This window comes from Microbacterium terregens (assembly GCF_039534975.1).
Classification (GTDB): Bacteria; Actinomycetota; Actinomycetes; order Actinomycetales; family Microbacteriaceae; genus Microbacterium; species Microbacterium terregens.
In genome coordinates, this window is the sequence record NZ_BAAAWH010000001.1 from 1957148 (window position 1) to 1975236 (window position 18089).

The window sequence follows — 18089 nt, forward strand, 5'->3', positions numbered from 1 at the left end:
GTAGGATCAACCCGCCCGGGACGGCTCGGGAAAGAAGGAGGTCCCGTGGCGCAGGGTGGAAAGCAGCGTGACACGCGTGCGGAGCGGGAGCGCGTCCGTGTCTACCAGGCGCGCCGTGCGTTTCATGAGGGGCAGTCCCGTCGACGCACGCGTGACAACCTCATCGCGGGTATCGGCGGCGGACTCCTGATCCTCGCCGTGGTCGCCGGCCAGGCGGCGTACTTCATGGCCGGACCCGGTGCGCCCGAGCCCAGCCCCTCGACGTCGACATCCCCGGAACCGACGACCAGTCCCGCACCCGGCAGCTCGCCGGACGCGACGCCGACTCCGACGCCGGCTCCCTGACCGCAGGAGCCGGTGGCTCGCGCTCTCGGCGGCCCGGCCGTGCCGTACTAGGCTGGGGCCGTCCATCCCCCACAGGCGGCGAGAGCCGCGATGAGGTGCATCCCGTGACTGCCGCAGCAGAGTCCACTCCCCCGTCCCCCACCGAATCCGCACCGGAGAGCGATCCCGGCATGGAGAGCAGCGTTCCGACCGCTGACGTGACCGAGAACCCGATCGAGGCCGTCGAGCCGGTCGAGGGGACCGAGAACCCGGTCGAGGCCGGCGTTCCGCCCGTCGAGGTGACCGAGAACCAGGCCGAGACCGTCGTGCCCGAGACGGACGCCACGGCGACCGAGGACGCCGTGCCCGCTTCCGATACGCCGGACGAGACCGTCGCATCCGAAGAGACTGCACCTGCGACGCCCTCACAGGCGGTGCCTTCGCCTTCGAAGGCCGTGCCCTCACCTTCGAAGGCGCTGCCCTCCCCCGCGAAGGCTGTGCCTTCACCGGCGGAGGCCGTGCCTTCGTCCGTCGACGCCGCGCCGGTGGAGACCGAGACGGAACCGTGGGGACGCGTCGACGACGACGGCACCGTCTCCGTGCGCGAGGCGGACGGCTGGCGTGTCGTCGGACAGTACCCCGACGGATCCGCCGACGAGGCGCTGGCCTACTACCGGCGCAAGTTCTCCGACCTGGCCAGCGAGGTGGCCCTCCTCGAGGTGCGCTCCCGTCGCGGCGGTGTATCGCCGTCGGACCTGCGAGCCACAGCGCGCGCCCTGCATGCCAAGCTGCAGGACGCGGCCGCCGTGGGCAACCTGGCGGCGCTGGACGCGCGTGTGCTCGCGCTGACCGGGACCCTGGCCGCAGCATCCGAGTCCGAGGCCGCCGCATCGCGGCAGGCTGTGGATGACGCCGTACGCGCCCGCACCGAACTGGTGGAGAAGGCCGAGGCCCTCGCCGCGCGGGACCCCCGCACCGTGCAGTGGAAGCAGGCCTCGGTCGACCTGGCCTCGCTGTTCGACCAGTGGCAGGCGCAGCAGCAGAACGGTCCACGTCTTCCGAAGTCGAGCGGCCAGCAGCTGTGGAAGCGGTTCCGCGACGCCCGGGCGATCGTCGACAAGCACCGCCGCGAGTTCTACGCAGAACTGGACGAAGCCCACAAGACGGTGCGCGACCAGAAGGCGAAGCTCGTCGAGAAGGCCGAGGCACTCGGCCCGAAGGGCGAGGACGGCATCAACGCCTACCGCGAGCTCCTGGACCAGTGGAAGACCGCCGGTCGCGCGGGCAAGAAGGCCGACGATGCGCTGTGGGCGCGTTTCAAGGCCGCCGGCGACGCCCTCTACAGTGCGCGCGGCGCACGCGAGGCCGCGGACGAAGAGGAATCCCGCGAGAAGATCGACGCCAAGCGCGCGCTGCTGGATGAAGCTCGCGCGGTTGCCGACGAGCGCGACCTCGTCAAAGCCCGCAGTGCGCTCACCGCTGTCCAGCGTCGCTGGGACGACATCGGCCGGGTCTTCCCCCGCGACAAGGAGCGCGTCCTCGACGACGACCTGCGTCGCATCGAGACGGCGCTGCGCACTCGCGAAGAGACCGACTGGAAGCGCAACAACCCCGAGACCAAGGCGCGTGCGAACGACATGACGCGCCAGCTCACCGAGGCGATCGCGAAGCTCGAGGACGAACTGGTGACCGCCGAGAAATCAGGCGACAAGGCCGCGATCGCCAACGCCACCGAAGCGCTCGAGGCGCGCCGGGCCTGGCTGAACGCTCTCGGCGGCTGACCTCTCCCGGCAGAACAGACGGTCGGGTTCTCCACAGAGTCCGGCATACGCCACCCGCGGTTCACCGTCGTGAGCCACAGTGGCTGTCATGTCCTCACCTTTCCTGTACTTCGCCGACGAGCGTCTCTCCCAGGCCGAGCTGTCGGCGGCCCGTCTGGACGGCCACCTCGTCGAGCTGGGTGACGCGTACATTCCGGCCGATGCGGTCGAAACGCGTGAGCTGCGTGCCGGATCGCTGCGTGGAATCCTCGGGGAGACCCTGGCGGCGACACACCTGAGCGCCGCGTGGGTCCACGGCGCCCTGCACGCTCCGCCGGCGCGGCATACGGTCCAGCGAGCGGTGTCGCGTCGGCTCCACCAGGTCATCGGGCGCCGACTGCTCTACCGCGATCTGAGCGTCGACCCGAGCGACATGATGCGCATCAGCGGCGTCTGGGTCACCGATCCGGTGCGCACGCTCGCCGACCTCTCACGTATCGCAGATGACGAGTACGCGCAGGCCGCGCGACTGCTGGCGGATTCCGTACCCGGGCTCGCCGCGGGGGCGATGGCGTGGCTCGCATCGCACGGCGCCCTGCCGAACAAGCGCTCCGCGCTGGCGTTCCTGCGCGGCCTCGCGGCGCGCGAACCGGGGTCGCGGGGTCAGGACGACGTGACGCGATAGACGTCGTAGACGGCGTCGATGCGCCGCACCGCGTTCAGGACCCGCTCCAGGTGGACGATGTCGCCCATCTCGAAGACGAACCGGCTCAACGCGAGGCGATCATTCGTGGTGGAGACCGTGGCGGACAGGATGTTCACGTGGTGCTCGCTCAGCACCCGCGTGACGTCACTGAGAAGCCCGGACCGGTCCAGCGCCTCGATCTGGATCTGGACGAGGAACACACTCTTGCTGGTCGGAGCCCATTCGACCTCGATGAGCCGCTCCGGATCCTGCATGAGCGCGCTGATGTTCGTGCAGTCGGTGCGATGCACCGAGACACCGCTGCCGCGTGTGACGAAGCCGATGACCTCGTCTCCGGGCACGGGTGTGCAGCATTTCGCGAGCTTGACCAGGATGTCGGGCGATCCGCGCACCAGCACGCCGGAGTCGCCGCCGCGGGGCGCGCGGGAACGGCCGACCTGCGGCAGGTCGATCGGTCCGGTCGAGGTGTCGTCGGCGCTCACCAGAGCGGTCACCTTCTCGATGACCGACTGCGTGGAGACGTGCCCCTCGCCCACAGCGGCATAGAGCGCCGAGACGTCCTCGTACTTGAGGGAGTGCGCGACCTCGGCGAAGGAGTCCTGGCTCATCAGCCTCTGCAGGGGCAGGTTCTGACGGCGCATCGCCCGGGCGATCGACTCCTTGCCCTGCTCGATGGCCTCTTCGCGCCGTTCCTTCGTGAACCAGCCGCGGATCTTGCTGCGCGCGCGGGTGCTCTTGACGAAGGTGAGCCAATCCTGGCTGGGTCCGGCATCCGGGTTCTTCGAGGTGAAGACCTCGACCACGTCGCCGCTCTGCAGCTCTGACTCGAGCGGCACCAGGCGCCCGTTGACCTTCGAGCCCATCGTCCGGTGCCCGATCTCGGTGTGCACCGCGTACGCGAAGTCCACCGGCGTGGCGCCGCTGGGCAGGCCGATGACGCGGCCCTTGGGCGTGAAGACGTAGACCTCTTTCGCGCCGATCTCGAAGCGCAGCGAGTCGAGGAACTCTCCCGGGTCGGCGGTCTCGGCCTGCCAGTCCGAGATGTGCGCCAGCCACGCCATGTCGGTGTCCATCGACTTCGCGTCGGGTTTGCCGCCGACCAGCCGCTCCTTGTACTTCCAATGCGCCGCCACGCCGTACTCGGCCTGCTGATGCATCTCGTTGGTGCGGATCTGGATTTCCACCGTGCGCCCACCAGGACCGATCACGGTGGTGTGCAGCGACTGGTAGAGATTGAACTTGGGCGTGGCGATGTAGTCCTTGAAACGGCCGGGCAGCGGCGTCCAGCGGGCATGGATCGAACCGAGGACCGCGTAGCAGTCCCGGACGCTCCCGACCAGGATCCGGATGCCGATCAGATCGTAGATGTCGTCGAACTCGCGTCCGCGGACGACCATCTTCTGATAAACGGAGTAAAGCTGCTTCGGCCGGCCCATGACACGACCGCGGATGCGGAGCTCACGCAGGTCGGTGTCGACCGCCTCGATCACGTTCTGCACGTACTGCTCGCGCTGGGGCGTGCGCTGTTTGACGAGGCTCTCGATCTCGGCGTAGAGCTTGGGGTGCAGGACGGCGAAGGACAGGTCCTCCAGCTCAGACTTGATGGTCTGGATGCCGAGCCGGTGCGCGAGCGGGGCATAGATCTCCAGCGTCTCGGTCGCCTTCTTGCGCGCCTTCTCCGGGGGGACGAAGCCCCACGTCCGGGCGTTGTGAAGGCGATCGGCGAGCTTGATCAGCAGTACGCGGATATCGCGCGACATCGCCACGATCATCTTGCGGACGGTCTCCGCCTGCGCGCTCTCGCCGTACTTGACCTTGTCGAGCTTGGTGACCCCGTCGACGAGCATCGACACTTCGTCACCGAACTCCGCCGTCAGCGTGTCCAGCGCGTAGTCGGTGTCCTCCACAGTGTCGTGCAGGAGGGCCGCCGCGATCGCCTTCGGGCCGAGGCCGAGGTCGGCGAGGATCTGCGCGACGGCGAGCGGGTGCGTGATGTACGGCTCGCCGCTCTGGCGGTTCTGGCCCGAGTGCGCCTGATCGGCGACCGTGTAGGCACGTTCGATGATCGAAAGATCGCCCTTGGGGTGGTGCGTGCGCACGGTCCGCAGCAGCTGCTCGACGTCGTCGCGGCGCGCCGAGCGCGAGAAGATGCGCGGCACGAGGCGCCGCAAAGACGAGGACTGGGCGGGGGGAACGGTCTCGGTCATCCGATACCTCCCCTCCGCCGCATCCACCAATCCTATGCCCGCGGCGAGCAGCGGTTCCCGTGCGGGAAGCCCGGCTTAGACGGGCGAACCGGCGCGCTCGCGCGCGACGAGCACGCGTGCATCGCGCGTCTTGATGTTCGGCTCGCTCTCGCGGAACAGCGAATACAGCGGCGACGCGACGAACAGCGTGGAATACGCCGCCACGATGGTTCCGACGAAGATCGCGAGCGAGATGTCGGTCAGCGTCTGCGCACCGAGCCACAGTGCGCCGATGAACAAGATCGCACCCGTCGGCAGGATGGCCACGACGGTCGTGTTGATCGAGCGGATCAGTGTCTGGTTCACCGCGAGGTTGACCGACTCGCCGAAGGTGCGGCCTGACACTTCGCCGTCTTCGGTCGTATTCTCCCGGATCTTGTCGAAGACGACCGTCGTGTCATACAGCGCGTACGACAGGATCGTCAGGAAGCCGATCACCGCCGCGGGCGAGATCTCGAAGCCGCACAGCGCATACACGCCGACCGTGATCACGAGCACGTCGAGCAGGCCGATGATCGAGGCGGCCGACATCTTCCACGTGCGGAAATACAGCGCGAGGATCAGGAACGTCAGTGCGAGGAAGATCGCCAGGCCCCACAGCGACTGGCGTGTCACATCGGCACCCCAGCTCGGCCCGATGAACGACGACGTCACCTCGGTGACGGGCACTTCGTAGATCTCCGCGAGCGCGTCCGTCACCTCCTGCGTCTCGGCAGGAGTGAGCTGATCGGTCTGGACCCGGACATTGCTGTCCCCCACGGTCGTGACCTTCGTGGTGGCATCGGGCACGACGGACTGGACCGCTTCGGTGGCCAGCAGCTGGTCCGGCGTGCTGACGTTGGTCACGGTGAACTGTGATCCGCCGGTGAACTCGATCGAGAACTGGATGGGCCGGACGAGCGGAACGAGCGCCGAGGCGATCACGAGGATCGCCGCGAGGATGAACCACAGCCGTCGGCGCCCGACGAACGGGAATGAGGTCTTGCCGGTGTAGAGGTCGTTGCCGAGCTGGCTCATGGAACGCATCAGAGCTCTCCCTCCTTGTCGCGTGTGGACGATTTGCCGGCGCCGGTGAGGTCGGCCAGCTCCGCCTGCTTGCGCTCGGCGATGGTCTGACGACGTTCGGCCTCACCTCGCGAACGCGACGCGCGCCGCTCTGCCGCCGTCTTGGACGAAGGCGCCACCGGTGCGCGGAACTGGGCACGCCCGCGGTAGACCGCCCCGAGCGCCGCGGGATCCATGCCCGAGAGCGGATGCCCCGAACCGAAGAAGCGCGTACGAGCGAGCAGCTGCATCACGGGATGGGTGAACAGGATGAAGATCAACACGTCGATGACGGTGGTCAGACCCAGCGTGAAGGCGAAGCCCTTCACCGTGGCGTCGGCCAGGATGTACAGGACGACCGCGGCGAGCACGTTGATCGACTTCGAGATGTAGATGGTCCGCTTCGCGCGGCTCCATCCGTCCTCGACGGCCCCGGTGATCGATTTACCGTCACGCAGTTCGTCTCGTATTCGTTCGAAGTAAACGATGAACGAGTCGGCGGTGAATCCGATGGACACGATCAGGCCGGCGACGCCGGCGAGGGACAGCCGGAATCCCATCCGCCAGGCGAGGATGCAGATCGCCAGATAGGTCAGCACACCCATCACGATCAGCGACGCGATGATCACCAGACCCAGCGCCCGGTAGACGATCAATGAGTAGATCGCCACGAGCGCGAGGCCGATCAGACCTGCGATGAGGCCGATCTGCAGCTGCTGCGACCCCAGCGTCGCCGAGATCGTGTCGGAGCTGACGACCTCGAAGCTGAGCGGCAGTGCGCCGTACTTGAGCTGGTCGGCGAGCGTCTTGGCAGTCTCCTGCGTGAAGCTGCCGGTGATGCTCGGGTCGCCGCCCAGGATGATCGCGTTCATCGAGGGAGCCGAGAGCACGCTGCCGTCCAGGACGAACGCGAACTGGTTGAGCGGCGACGTGGCCCCGAAGAGCCGCTGGCTGATCTGACCGAACGTCTTGGTGCCGGCGTCGTCGAACTTGATGTTGACGGCCCAACGACCGCTCGTCTGCTCCAGCCCGAACGTCGCGTCCGAGATGGACGATCCGTCCAGCTCCACGGGACCGAGGATGTACTTCACGGTGCCGTCCACGTCGCAGGTGACCAGCGGCTGGTCTTTGGGGGCGTTGGCCGGGTCGTTGTCGGGATTGGCGCAGTCGTACGCATTGAACTGTGCGAACAGCGCCTCGGTGATCCACGCGGGATCGCTCCCGTTCGTCGGCTCGGCCGTCGGGGTGGAGTTCAGCGATGGATCGGGTGTCGGGAAGGGCGTCGGCTTGCCGTCGTCCCCCACGAACGTCGTCGCGGGCTGAGCGGTGTACAGCACGGCCCGCAGCTGCAACTGGGCAGAGGCCTCGATGCGCTGACGGGTCTGCTCATCCGCCTGACCGGGGATCTGGACGACGATGTTCCTGCCACCCTCGGTCGTCACGTCGGCCTCGCCCACGCCGGAGGCGTCGACGCGCTGGCGGATGATCGTGACCGCTTGGTTCAGCTGCTCGCTCGACGGCGCCGCGCCGTCGGCGGTCTGCGCCTCGAGGATGATCTGCGTCCCGCCCTGGAGGTCGAGCGCGAGCTCGGGGCTCCAGGAACTGGCTTTGAAGACATGGACGCCGAGCGCGTTGATGCCGAACAGCACGGCGGTGACGATCAGAAGACCGGTCAGCGCGCGCCAGGCATGACGGACGGGGGTGGAAGTCGCCACGAGGGGTCAGCTTTCTGGGAGCCCGAGAGGGCGAGTGGTCAGGCCTTGGGCTTGTTGTCCAGGTCGGTGTCGGGGTCGACCGGCGGGAGTGATTCGGCCCGGCGGTAGTCGTCGCTGATCGAGCTGATTGAGCCGCCGGCGACGCCGTCGATGTATCCGGCTTCGCTCTCTTCGGACTCGATGAGCTCGTCCTCGGTCACGACGCCCTCGACGGGATCGACGACGCGCAGGATGGCCTGGCTGTGGACCTTGATCTGGACGCCCGGCGCGATCTCGACCAGAGCGGGCTGGTCGAGGTTGTCGGGGTCGTAGGCGATGATCGTGCCGTAGAGGCCGCCCTGCATGAGGACCTCCGCGCCGGGAACGGTCTGGCGGGCCTTCTGCTCCTGCTCGGTCTTCTGCTTCTGCATCCGGCGACGCGAGCTCCAGAACATGAAGACGAGGAGGACGACCAGCAGGATGATGAGGCCGTAGTTGCCGAAGAACGTGGCGATGTCCATGGGAGGCGAGAGCACCTTTCGAATCAGGCGCGCGCCGTTGCGGCACTGCCTTGCATGAGGAGGGTAGGCGAGAGCCTCCAGCGATTATAGATCATTGAATCTGAGCACAGAGTCGGCCTGCCGAACGCCCAGGTGCTCGAAGGCCGACGGCATCGCCACGCGGCCGCGTGGCGTGCGCCCGATGAAGCCGATCCGCACGAGATAGGGCTCCACGACGGACTCGATCGTCTCCGGTTCTTCGCCCACGGCCACAGCGAGGGTGCTCAGCCCCACGGGACCGCCTCCGAAGCGGCGCACCAGCGCGTCCAGCACTGCGCGGTCGAGGCGATCCAGTCCGATCGCGTCGACGTCGTACAGGTCCAGGGCGGCGTCGACGGTCGCCGTGTCGCCTCCTCCGCCGCGCACGATCATGAAGTCGCGCACCCGCCGCAGCAGGCGGTTCGCGATACGCGGAGTCCCCCGCGACCGACGGGCGATCTCGGCGCGCGACGCGGGCGGCAGGTCGACGGCGAGCATGGCCGCTGACCGCTCGATGACCCGTTCCAGCTCGGCGGGCTCGTAATACTCGAGGTGCCCCGTGAAGCCGAACCGGTCGCGCAGCGGGTTGGGGAGCAGCCCCGAGCGCGTGGTTGCGCCGACCAGCGTGAACGGAGCCAGATCCAGGGGGATGCTGGTGGCCCCAGCGCCCTTCCCGACCATGATGTCGATGCGGAAGTCCTCCATGGCGAGATAGAGCATCTCCTCGGCCGAGCGCGCCATCCGGTGCACCTCGTCGATGAACAGCACCTCGCCCGGGGTCAGGCTGGACAGCAGAGCGGCCAGGTCGCCCGCGTGCTGGATCGCCGGGCCGCTGGACAGGCGCAGCGGTCGGCCGCTCTCGTGGCCGATGATCATCGCGAGTGTCGTCTTGCCCAGCCCCGGGGGGCCCGACAGCAGAATGTGGTCGGCCGGGCGCTGTTGGATGCGTGCGGCATCCAACAGCAGCTGGAGCTGCCCGCGGACCTTCTGCTGCCCGACGAACTCGGACAGCGATGCCGGTCGCAGTGCTCCCTCGATCGCCAGCTCGAGGTCGTCGACCGGTTCATCGGCGTCGCGAACCTCATCCACCGGCATGCTCCTTACGTGCGGGGCCGAGGGTGGCAAGGGTGAGCCGCAACAACGACGGGACGGCCGCACGCTCCGCGGGCGAGGCCTGCTCGGCGGCGGCTGCCACCGCCTCGGCGGCGGCTCGCTCGTTCCAGCCGAGTCCGACCAGCGCCTGCATGACCTGGGTCGCGACATCGGGTGCGACATCTCGTCGCCCTGCGGTTGACGGCGAAGGGGCGGCGATCTTGCCGGCCAACTGCACGACGATGAGCTTGGCGGTCTTGGGGCCGATGCCGGACACGCGACGGAACGGGGCGTCGTCGTCGGATCCGACGGCCTCGGCGATCTGCGTGACGCTGAGGGCCGCGAGCACTCCGAGCGCGGATTTCGGGCCCACGCCGGTGACGCTCAGCAGTTGGACGAAGACCAGGAGTTCCTCGCGGGACTCGAACCCGAACAGCGAGAGCGCATCCTCTCGGACGATCAGGTTGGTGTGCAGGTGCACGTCGTCGCCGACGTTCGTGGCCGAGGCCACGTGTGGGGTCACGGCCACCGTCAGACCCACTCCCCCCACCTCCAGCACGAGCGAGTCGGTGTCGATGTGGGCGGCCCGACCGCGCAACGAGGAGATCATGCAACGAGCCTACGAGCCGGTTCGCAGTTTTGTTCGACCGACACGCTTCGACAAGCTCAGCACGAGCACACTCATCGGCGGGCCAGGCGCTCCGCATCCGCCCACGCGCGCTGTGCCGGCGTGAGGGTCCCACCCGCGGGCGCCTGTGCGGCGCCGCCGCGCCACGCATGACAGAGGGCGAGCGCCAGCGCGTCGGCCGCATCGGCGGGCTGCGGCATTTCGTCGAGGCGCAGGATGCGGGCGACCATCGCCTGCACCTGCCTCTTGTCTGCGGCACCGTACCCCGTGACGGCGGCCTTCACCTCGGTGGGGGTATGCGTCGTGGCCGCGAGCCCGCGTTCACCGGCGATGAGCAGAGCGATGCCGCTGGCCTGCGCGGTCCCCATCACCGAATGGCGGTTGTTCTGCGAGAACACGCGCTCCACGGCCATGACGGTGGGACCGTGGAGGTCGATGACCGCCCGGATGCCGGCGGCGATCGTCGCGAGACGGCGTTCGATCGGCTCGCCCGGGTCGGAACGGACGACACCCACGTGCACGAGTGTCGCGGACCGGTTCCGGGCGACGTCGACCACGCCGACACCGCAGCGGGTCAGGCCGGGGTCGATGCCGATAACGCGCAGGGCTGCCACTCCCCCACGTTAAGCGGCCTCGGCGAGCGGCCACCGACGGCGCGCCCGACAGGCGGCACTTGCGCGCTGCTACTCGTCCGATTCGAGTTCGGCCTGCACCTCGGCGGTCAGATCGAAGTTGCTGTAGACGTTCTGCACGTCGTCGCTGTCTTCGAGTGCATCGATCAGGCGGAAGACCTTGCGAGCGGTGTCGGCATCCACCTCGACCTTGAGCGTCGGGACGAATTCGACGTCCGCCGACTCGTAGTCGATGCCCGCGTCCTGCAGTGCCGAACGGACCGGGACGAGGTCGGACGGCTCTGTGAGGATCTCGAAGCCCTCGGCGTGCGGCTCGATCTCCTCCGCCCCGGCCTCGAGGACGGCGAGCATGATGTCGTCCTCGTTGGTCCCCTCGCCGGAGACGACGATGACGCCCTTGCGATGGAAGTTGTAGGCCACGCTGCCGGGGTCGGCCATCGTCGCGCCGTTGCGGGTCATCGCCGTGCGCACCTCGGCAGCCGCACGGTTGCGGTTGTCGGTGAGGCACTCGATGAGCAGGGCGACGCCGTTCGGCCCGTAGCCCTCGTAGAGGATCGTCTGGTAATCGACGGACTCACCGGTCAGGCCGGCACCGCGCTTGACCGCGCGGTTGATGTTGTCGATGGGGACCGAGGTCTTCTTCGCCTTCTGGATGGCGTCCTGAAGGGTCGGGTTCCCCGCGAGATCCGCGCCGCCGAGCTTGGCCGCGACTTCGATGTTCTTGATGAGCTTGGCGAACGACTTGGCACGGCGCGAATCGATGATCGCCTTTTTGTGCTTCGTGGTCGCCCACTTGGAGTGGCCGGACATTCCCCCAGTTTACGTGGCTCCGCCCTCACCCACGCGCGGACGTCACCGGCCGGCGATCTTGCGCAGCGTTCGAAGATTGCGGTTGGTCGTCATCGCCTTGTACCGCTTCTGTGCCAACAGCTTCGCGAAGGGCGTGTCGACGGTCGTCCCCTTGACGGGGTTCCAGTACACGACACCGCGTCCGGGGGCGACCGGGTCGACCCCTTCGTCGAGGGAAGAGGCCGCCTCGAGAAGCTCGCCCACCGTCGCGGAATCGGAGCAGAAGATCACCCACGGCTGCCGGTCGGCGTCCTCGGCGTCGAACGGGAAGCCCTCGATCGCATCGTCCAGCTCGACCCGCGGAACCAGGACGATCCACGCGTCATAGCCGAAGCGGTCACGCAGGGCCTTCTCGATGCGGGTCTTGAGGTCCGACCGCGCGGAGGTCCCGGCATCCGCATCGAAGAGCACGTTGCCGCTGGCGAGCACGGTCTTCACCCCGTCGAAGCCCAACCCCCGGAACAGATCGGCGAGGTCTGCGCCGCGCACCGTGATGCCGCCGACGTTGACACCCCGCAGAAGCGCGACCCAGCTCGTCATGCGGGTGAGCATACGCCGGTGCCACGACGTCAGGCTGCGCGCACCGTCTCGAGGAAGAGGTGATGGAAGCGGTGCTCGCCGGTGACCTCGGGATGGAAGGACGTGCCCAGGAGCGCGCCGCTGCGGACCGCGACCACGCGCCCGTCGTCGAGGCTCGCGATCGTCTCCACCCCGGGCCCGACGTCGATCACGAGGGGTGCTCGGATGAAGACGGCGTGGACCGGCGGGCCCTCCAGCAGCGGCACGTCGAGATCGGTCTCGAAGGACTCGACCTGACCGCCGAACGCGTTGCGCTGCACGGTCACGTCGAGTCCGCCGAAGGTCTCTTGCCCCGCAATGCCGTCGGTGATGCGGTCGGCCAGGAGGATCAAACCCGCGCACGTGCCGTACATGGGCATGCCGGCGGCGATCGCATCGCGGATCGGCTGTTGCATCCCGAACGCGCGCGACAGTTTGTCGATGACGCTGGATTCACCCCCGGGAAGCACGAGGCCCTGCACACCGGCCAACTCGGCCGGGCGCCGCACGAGGATCACGTCCGCACCGAGATCGGACAGTACCCGCGCGTGCTCGCGCACGTCGCCCTGCAGCGCGAGGACCCCGACGCGGGGGCGCTCAGACACTCGCGTACCCGCTCACCGGCTTCCGCCGCTACCAGCCGCGCTCGGACAGCCGGTGCGGAGCGGCGAGGTCGGTGACATTGATGCCGACCATGGCCTCGCCCAGCCCGCGTGAGACCTCGGCGATGACCTTCGCGTCGTCGTAGAACGTGGTCGCCTTGACGATCGCGGCGGCGCGCTGTGCGGGATTTCCCGACTTGAAGATGCCGGAGCCGACGAACACGCCGTCTGCGCCCAGCTGCATCATCATCGCCGCGTCGGCAGGGGTGGCCACGCCGCCGGCGACGAACAGCACGACCGGGAGCTTGCCCGTCTCGGCGATCTCGGCGACGAGCTCGTAGGGCGCCTGCAGATCCTTGGCCGCGACGTAGAGCTCGTCCTTGGTCAGGGAGCGGAGGTGGTTGATCTCGCCGGAGATCTTGCGGATGTGCTTGGTCGCCTCGGACACGTCACCGGTGCCGGCCTCGCCCTTGGAGCGGATCATCGCCGCGCCTTCGTTGATGCGACGCAGCGCCTCGCCGAGGTTGGTCGCACCGCAGACGAACGGGACCGTGAACTTCCACTTGTCGATGTGGTTGACGTAGTCGGCGGGCGAAAGCACCTCGGACTCGTCGATGTAGTCGACGCCCAGCTCCTGCAGCACCTGTGCCTCGACGAAGTGGCCGATGCGGGCCTTGGCCATCACGGGGATCGAGACCGCCTCGATGATCGCGTCGATCATGTCGGGGTCGCTCATGCGGGACACGCCGCCCTGCGCCCGGATGTCGGCGGGAACACGCTCGAGCGCCATCACGGCAACGGCTCCGGCGTCTTCGGCGATGCGAGCCTGCTCGACCGTGACGACGTCCATGATGACGCCGCCCTTGAGCATCTCGGCGAGGCCGCGCTTGACGCGACTCGATCCGTGCTGGGCGGACGAGGGCGAGGGCGTGGTGCTGTCAGTCATAATCCCTGATTCTAGTTGGCCTGCGCGGCCCCATCCGGTCGCGGACGCGGGCCACCGACGGTCTGCTGGACCCGGCCGGGGGTGGAGAATCGAGCGGTGAAGATCCTCTCGATCCAGTCCGCCGTCGCCTACGGTCATGTCGGCAACTCCGCCGCCGTTTTTCCGCTCCAGCGGATCGGGGTCGAAGTGCTCCCGGTCTACACGGTGAACTTCTCCAACCACACCGGCTACGGCTCCTGGCGCGGTCCGATGGTCAGCCCCGACGATGTGCGCGACATCATCATCGGCATCGAGGAACGCGGCGTGATGGGTGAGATCGATGTCGTGCTGTCGGGCTATCAGGGCGGCGAGGGTATCGCCGATGTGATCCTGGACGCGGTCTCCCGGGTGAAAGCCGCCAATCCCGGTGCGCTGTACGCCTGCGATCCGGTCATGGGCAACGCGAAGTCCGGATGCTTCGTCGCGCCCGCGATCCCGGTGCTCCTGCGGGACCGGGTCGTTCCTGCGGCCGACATCATCACGCCCAACCAGTTCGAGCTCGGATTCCTCACGGACACCGAGCCCGACACGATGGAATCGACCCTCGAGGCCGTGGACCGCGTCCGCGCCACCGGTCCCCGTGTCGTGCTCGTCACCAGCGTCGAGCGTCCGGACCGCGAAGACGACACCATCGAGATGCTGGCGGTCGACGAGACCGGTGCGTGGATCGTGCAGACGCCGCTGCTGCCGATGAAGGCGAACGGGTCAGGCGATGTGACGGCAGCACTGTTCACTGCGCACTATCGACGGACCGGGGATGCCGCGGACGCCGTGGCGCGGACAGCATCCAGCGTCTTCGACCTGCTGGAGCGCACCTACCTGTCCGGAGATCGCGAACTGCAGCTCATCCAGTCGCAGGAGTCGTACGCGCACCCGCGCATGCAGTTCCAGGCTCGCCGCGTCCGCTGACCTGCGCTCGTCAGTCGTACCAGGCGTCGGCCACGACACGGCGAACGTCGCCCAGGAGCTGCGGCAGGGCTTTGGTCTTGGCGATGATCGGGAAGAAGTTCGCATCGGCCGTCCAGCGCGGCACGATGTGCTGGTGCAGATGACCATCGATCCCGGCACCGGCCACGTGCCCCTGGTTCATCCCGATGTTGAATCCGTCGCACCGCGAGACCTTGCGCAGCACCTGCATTCCCCGTTGCGTGAGGGCACCGATCTCGGCGACCTCTTCCGGCGTGGCCTCGTCGTACTGGGAGATGTGCCGATACGGGCACACCAGCAGGTGCCCGGAGTTGTACGGGTAGAGGTTCAGCAGCACGTAGGCGGTTTCACCGCGCGCGACGATCAGTGCGTCCTCGTCCGACATCTTCGGGGCGGCGCAGAACGGGCAGGCGTCGCGGAGCGGCTGCGGGCCCGCCTGGATATACGCCATCCGGTGGGGAGTCCACAGCCGCTGGAACTCATCCGGCACGCCGGCCAGGGTGGCGGCGTCGACGAGTTCCGCGTCATCCGTCGGGCCCCCTTCGACTCGCTGCGCTCGCCCAGGGACCGGGATCTCGCTCACGCGAGGTCCTCCGCGGTGTTCACCAGCGCACGGCCAGAGATCGCAGCCAGGATCCGGTTCACGGCGTCATCGATCGGCACGCCGTTCTGTTGAGACCCGTCGCGGAATCGGAAGGACACGGTACCGCCGGCGCGGTCCTGCTCCCCCGCGATCAGCTGGAGTGGCACCTTCTGCGTCGTGTGGGTGCGGATCTTCTTCTGCATGCGATCGTCGCTGGCGTCGAGCTCCGCGCGCACGCCCTCGCGACGCAGCTTCACGATCACCTCGTTGAGGTAGTCCGCGTATTCCTCGGCGACGGGGATGCCGACCACCTGCACCGGCGACAGCCAGACCGGGAATGCGCCGGCGTAGTGCTCCAGCAGGATCGCGAAGAACCGTTCGATCGAGCCCATCAGCGCACGGTGGATCATCACCGGCCGCTTCTTGGTCCCGTCGCGATCCGTGAATTCGAGGTGGAACCGCTCCGGAAGGTTGAAGTCCAGTTGCACGGTGGACAGCTGCCACGTGCGACCGATCGCGTCTTTGACCTTCAGATCGATCTTGGGTCCGTAGAAGGCCGCCTCGCCGGCGACCTCGGTGAGCTTCAGCCCGCTGGCGAGCGCGACGCGGCGCAGCGCGTCGGTCGCCTCGGCCCAGTGCGCCTCGTCGCCGATCCATTTCGACTTCTCGTCGTCGCGCATCGACAACTCGAGTTCGAACTCGCTGAGCCCGAAGTCGCGCAGCAGCGACAGGACGAACTCCAGCACCTCCGCGACCTCGCCCTCCAGCTGCTCGGGCGTCACGAACAGGTGTGCGTCGTCCTGGGTGAACCCTCGCACGCGGGTCAGACCGTGCAGAGCGCCGGAGAGCTCGTTGCGGTAGACCGTGCCGTTCTCCGCCAGACGCATCGGCAGGTCGCGGTAGCTGCGCGCCCGCTCCCGGTAGATCAGGATGTGCATCGGGCAGTTCATCGGCTTCAGGTAGTAGTCGACGCCCTGCTTGGTGATCTCGCCGCTCTCGTCGCGCTCCTCATCCATGTGGATGGGCGGGAACATCCCCTCGGCGTACGTCACCAGGTGGTTCGACTCGATGAACAGGTCCTTCTTGGTGATGTGCGGGGTGTACACGTAGCTGTATCCGGCCGCGCGGTGGCGGTGCAGGGCGTGCTGTTCCATCTCCTGCCGGACGATTCCGCCGCGAGGATGCCACACCGACAGCCCGGAGCCGACCTCTTCGGGGAACGAGAAGAGGTCCAGCTCCTTGCCGAGGCGGCGGTGATCGCGCTTTGCTGCCTCCTCGAGGCGCTGCTGGTACGCGCGAAGCTCATCCTTGGAGGGCCAGGCGGTGCCGTAGATGCGCTGCAGCTGCGGGTTCTTCTCACTGCCCCGCCAGTACGCGGCGGCGATGCGGGTCAGATCCCAGCCATTGCCGATCAGGCGGGTGCTCGGCAGGTGCGGCCCCCGGCACAGGTCCTTCCAGACGACTTCGCCGTCGCGGTTCACATTGTCGTAGATGGTCAGCTCGCCCGCGCCGACCTCGACGGAGGCGCCCTCGGCGGCCTCCTTGCCCGAGCCCGTGCCGCCCTTGAGGCCGATCAGTTCGAGTTTGAACGGCTCGGCGGCCAGCTCGGCTCGTGCCTCGTCGTCGCTCACCACGCGTCGGACGAACCGCTGGCCTTCGCGGACGATGCGCTGCATCTCCTTGGAGATCGCCTTCACATCGTCAGGGGTGAAGGGCTCCTTCACCCCGAAGTCGTAGTAGAAGCCGTCGGTGATCGGCGGGCCGATCCCGAGGTTGGCCTGCGGGTTGATCCGCTGCACGGCTTGTGCGAGCACGTGCGCCGCCGAGTGGCGCAGGATCGCCAGACCCTCAGGGCTGTCGATCGCGATGGGCTCGACGGAGTCGGTCTCGGCGACGGTGGTGGCTAGGTCCTTCAGCTCGCCGTTGACGCGCAGCGCAACGACGGAGCGGTCGGGGAAGAGGGCGAATCCGTCGGCGGGATAGTTAACGTCCGGCGAGAGGGTGGCGTCAGTCAAAGGACTCTCCAGAGGTGGCAGGATCAAGGCAGCTCAGCTTCAGGCGCGCACAGCGCCCCGCCCGCTCAGGCACTGAGCGTTCGCGTGCCGGCGGCGACGATGGTCGCAGTCGGCGGTTGGCGCAATCCCATGCCTGTCAGTCTAGTTGCGCCGCCTCAGAGGTGCTTGAGCGCTTCACGTCGGCTGAGCGGACTCAGCTCGTGCGTCTGGGTGTAGGTGCGCACCCACTCCGGATGCACACGCGCGCACTCGCGCAGAGCCCAGCCGATCGCCTTTCTGACGAAGAACTCGCGATCGGCGAGATTCGACTGAATCACCTCTGCCAGCACATCGAGGTCGACGCGATCACGCCTCCCGAGCTGGGAGATGATCGCGATTCGCCGGACCCACATGTCCTCATCCGTGCTCCAACGCCGCACGAGCTCGGCCGTGACCGCCGGCTCGCGGTCGTGAAGGCCGGCGAGGCGGTGGGAGAGTTCGTCGGTGTAGTCCCACCAGCGCCCCGTCCGCACCATGTGCTCGATCAGCGGAACCACCGCCTGATCGGCCGAGGCGCCGTCCACACCGAGCAGCGCCATCGCGGCATAGCGTTCCTCCCGGTAGGACGCGGAGTCCCAGAGTTCGCGGGCGGCATCCCTGAGGCCGGCTGCGGTTGCGACGCCCGCGGCTTTCGCGGCCGCGCGAGTGAGTCGCCGGACATCCGGTAGCCGTACGCCGAGGAAGGGCATCGACGACTTCATGTACGCCTGCTGGCCGGGCGCGCGGGAGGGGTCCGCTGCCGACCTCAGCGCGGCCCGGATGCTGTCGGCGAGGTCGCTCACGCGCTACTCCGTTTCGATGATGGCGATCGGGCACGCCCCGTCTCGTCCCACTGATTGCTTCGCCGCGAGGCCCCGGTCGCGGGC

At 68.0% G+C, this 18089-nt stretch carries 18 protein-coding genes; 4 read left to right on the forward strand and 14 right to left on the reverse strand.

The genetic code is table 11. The features are described 5' to 3' along the window. Positions 1–45: 45 nt before the first annotated feature. The 3 genes from ABD655_RS08935 (at position 46) to ABD655_RS08945 (ending at position 2769) form a co-directional block, all read left to right on the forward strand. Positions 46–345 carry a dioxygenase gene (locus ABD655_RS08935; RefSeq protein WP_344713319.1) on the forward strand — a complete coding sequence of 100 codons (300 nt, stop codon included), beginning with the start codon at positions 46–48 and terminating at the stop codon, positions 343–345. A gap of 104 nt (positions 346–449) precedes the next feature. After that, the gene (locus ABD655_RS08940) at positions 450–2105 is read left to right on the forward strand and encodes a DUF349 domain-containing protein (protein ID WP_344713320.1); all 1656 of its coding nucleotides are present in this window, start codon (positions 450–452) and stop codon (positions 2103–2105) included. An 88-nt stretch (positions 2106–2193) separates the two neighbouring features. Beyond that, positions 2194–2769, forward strand: coding sequence for a hypothetical protein (locus ABD655_RS08945; RefSeq protein ID WP_344713322.1), 576 nt, complete (start codon positions 2194–2196; stop codon positions 2767–2769). Here the strand turns inward: ABD655_RS08945 and ABD655_RS08950 are convergent. From ABD655_RS08950 to pdxS, 11 genes are all read right to left on the reverse strand, one after another. Further along, complete coding sequence (locus ABD655_RS08950; RefSeq protein ID WP_344713323.1) at positions 2748–4997, reverse strand: RelA/SpoT family protein; 2250 nt, start codon at positions 4995–4997, stop codon at positions 2748–2750. The genes ABD655_RS08945 and ABD655_RS08950 overlap by 22 nt on opposite strands. Before the next feature lie 75 nt (positions 4998–5072). Then, entirely contained in the window at positions 5073–6062 is a 990-nt protein-coding gene (gene secF, locus ABD655_RS08955; RefSeq protein ID WP_344713325.1) for a protein translocase subunit SecF, read from the reverse strand. Further along, positions 6062–7795: a protein translocase subunit SecD gene (secD, locus tag ABD655_RS08960; RefSeq protein WP_344713326.1), complete on the reverse strand. Its 1734-nt coding sequence runs from the start codon at positions 7793–7795 to the stop codon at positions 6062–6064. The genes secF and secD overlap by 1 nt, the downstream gene beginning before the upstream one ends. A 38-nt stretch (positions 7796–7833) precedes the next feature. Next, positions 7834–8295: a preprotein translocase subunit YajC gene (locus ABD655_RS08965; RefSeq protein ID WP_344715772.1), complete on the reverse strand. Its 462-nt coding sequence runs from the start codon at positions 8293–8295 to the stop codon at positions 7834–7836. A gap of 84 nt (positions 8296–8379) precedes the next feature. Continuing rightward, the gene (ruvB, locus tag ABD655_RS08970) at positions 8380–9408 is read right to left on the reverse strand and encodes a Holliday junction branch migration DNA helicase RuvB (protein ID WP_344713328.1); all 1029 of its coding nucleotides are present in this window, start codon (positions 9406–9408) and stop codon (positions 8380–8382) included. After that, entirely contained in the window at positions 9395–10015 is a 621-nt protein-coding gene (ruvA, locus tag ABD655_RS08975) for a Holliday junction branch migration protein RuvA (protein ID WP_344713329.1), read from the reverse strand. Before ruvA ends, ruvB begins: the two co-directional genes overlap by 14 nt. Positions 10016–10086: 71 nt before the next feature. After that, on the reverse strand, positions 10087–10647 hold the full coding sequence (ruvC, locus tag ABD655_RS08980) for a crossover junction endodeoxyribonuclease RuvC (RefSeq protein ID WP_344713331.1): 561 nt from the start codon (positions 10645–10647) through the stop codon (positions 10087–10089). A 69-nt stretch (positions 10648–10716) separates the two neighbouring features. Then, positions 10717–11475, reverse strand: a complete 759-nt coding sequence (locus ABD655_RS08985) for a YebC/PmpR family DNA-binding transcriptional regulator (protein ID WP_344713332.1) — start codon at positions 11473–11475, stop codon at positions 10717–10719. A 42-nt stretch (positions 11476–11517) separates the two neighbouring features. Then, positions 11518–12054, reverse strand: a complete 537-nt coding sequence (locus ABD655_RS08990; protein WP_344713334.1) for a DUF1697 domain-containing protein — start codon at positions 12052–12054, stop codon at positions 11518–11520. A gap of 29 nt (positions 12055–12083) precedes the next feature. Then, on the reverse strand, positions 12084–12677 hold the full coding sequence (gene pdxT, locus ABD655_RS08995; protein WP_344713335.1) for a pyridoxal 5'-phosphate synthase glutaminase subunit PdxT: 594 nt from the start codon (positions 12675–12677) through the stop codon (positions 12084–12086). Between the two features lie 28 nt (positions 12678–12705). Continuing rightward, positions 12706–13620: a pyridoxal 5'-phosphate synthase lyase subunit PdxS gene (gene pdxS, locus ABD655_RS09000; protein WP_344713337.1), complete on the reverse strand. Its 915-nt coding sequence runs from the start codon at positions 13618–13620 to the stop codon at positions 12706–12708. Positions 13621–13716: 96 nt separating this feature from the next. Here pdxS and pdxY point away from each other — a divergent pair, with 96 nt between their 5' ends. Then, positions 13717–14568, forward strand: a complete 852-nt coding sequence (gene pdxY / locus ABD655_RS09005) for a pyridoxal kinase PdxY (protein WP_344713338.1) — start codon at positions 13717–13719, stop codon at positions 14566–14568. A 10-nt stretch (positions 14569–14578) separates the two neighbouring features. Here pdxY and ABD655_RS09010 read toward each other — a convergent pair whose 3' ends face one another. The 3 genes from ABD655_RS09010 to ABD655_RS09020 form a co-directional block, all read right to left on the reverse strand. Further along, a complete protein-coding gene (locus ABD655_RS09010; RefSeq protein WP_344715775.1) occupies positions 14579–15085 on the reverse strand; it encodes an HIT family protein in 507 nt (168 codons plus the stop codon). An 80-nt stretch (positions 15086–15165) separates the two neighbouring features. Next, entirely contained in the window at positions 15166–17184 is a 2019-nt protein-coding gene (gene thrS / locus ABD655_RS09015) for a threonine--tRNA ligase (protein ID WP_344713339.1), read from the reverse strand. 155 nt (positions 17185–17339) lie between these two features. Continuing rightward, positions 17340–18005, reverse strand: coding sequence for a DNA alkylation repair protein (locus ABD655_RS09020; protein ID WP_344713341.1), 666 nt, complete (start codon positions 18003–18005; stop codon positions 17340–17342). Between the last annotated feature and the right edge of the window lie 84 nt (positions 18006–18089).

Excerpts from the sequence above, each read along its gene's own strand:
- ABD655_RS08945 (WP_344713322.1), top strand. The coding sequence starts at position 2,194 with ATGTCCTCACCTTTCCTGTACTTCGCCGACGAGCGTCTCTCCCAGGCC.
- ABD655_RS08950 (WP_344713323.1), bottom strand. The coding sequence starts at position 4,997 with ATGACCGAGACCGTTCCCCCCGCCCAGTCCTCGTCTTTGCGGCGCCTC.
- secF (WP_344713325.1), bottom strand. The coding sequence starts at position 6,062 with ATGCGTTCCATGAGCCAGCTCGGCAACGACCTCTACACCGGCAAGACC.
- ABD655_RS08965 (WP_344715772.1), bottom strand. The coding sequence starts at position 8,295 with ATGGACATCGCCACGTTCTTCGGCAACTACGGCCTCATCATCCTGCTG.
- ruvB (WP_344713328.1), bottom strand. The coding sequence starts at position 9,408 with ATGCCGGTGGATGAGGTTCGCGACGCCGATGAACCGGTCGACGACCTC.
- ruvA (WP_344713329.1), bottom strand. The coding sequence starts at position 10,015 with ATGATCTCCTCGTTGCGCGGTCGGGCCGCCCACATCGACACCGACTCG.
- ABD655_RS08985 (WP_344713332.1), bottom strand. The coding sequence starts at position 11,475 with ATGTCCGGCCACTCCAAGTGGGCGACCACGAAGCACAAAAAGGCGATC.
- ABD655_RS08990 (WP_344713334.1), bottom strand. The coding sequence starts at position 12,054 with ATGACGAGCTGGGTCGCGCTTCTGCGGGGTGTCAACGTCGGCGGCATC.
- pdxS (WP_344713337.1), bottom strand. The coding sequence starts at position 13,620 with ATGACTGACAGCACCACGCCCTCGCCCTCGTCCGCCCAGCACGGATCG.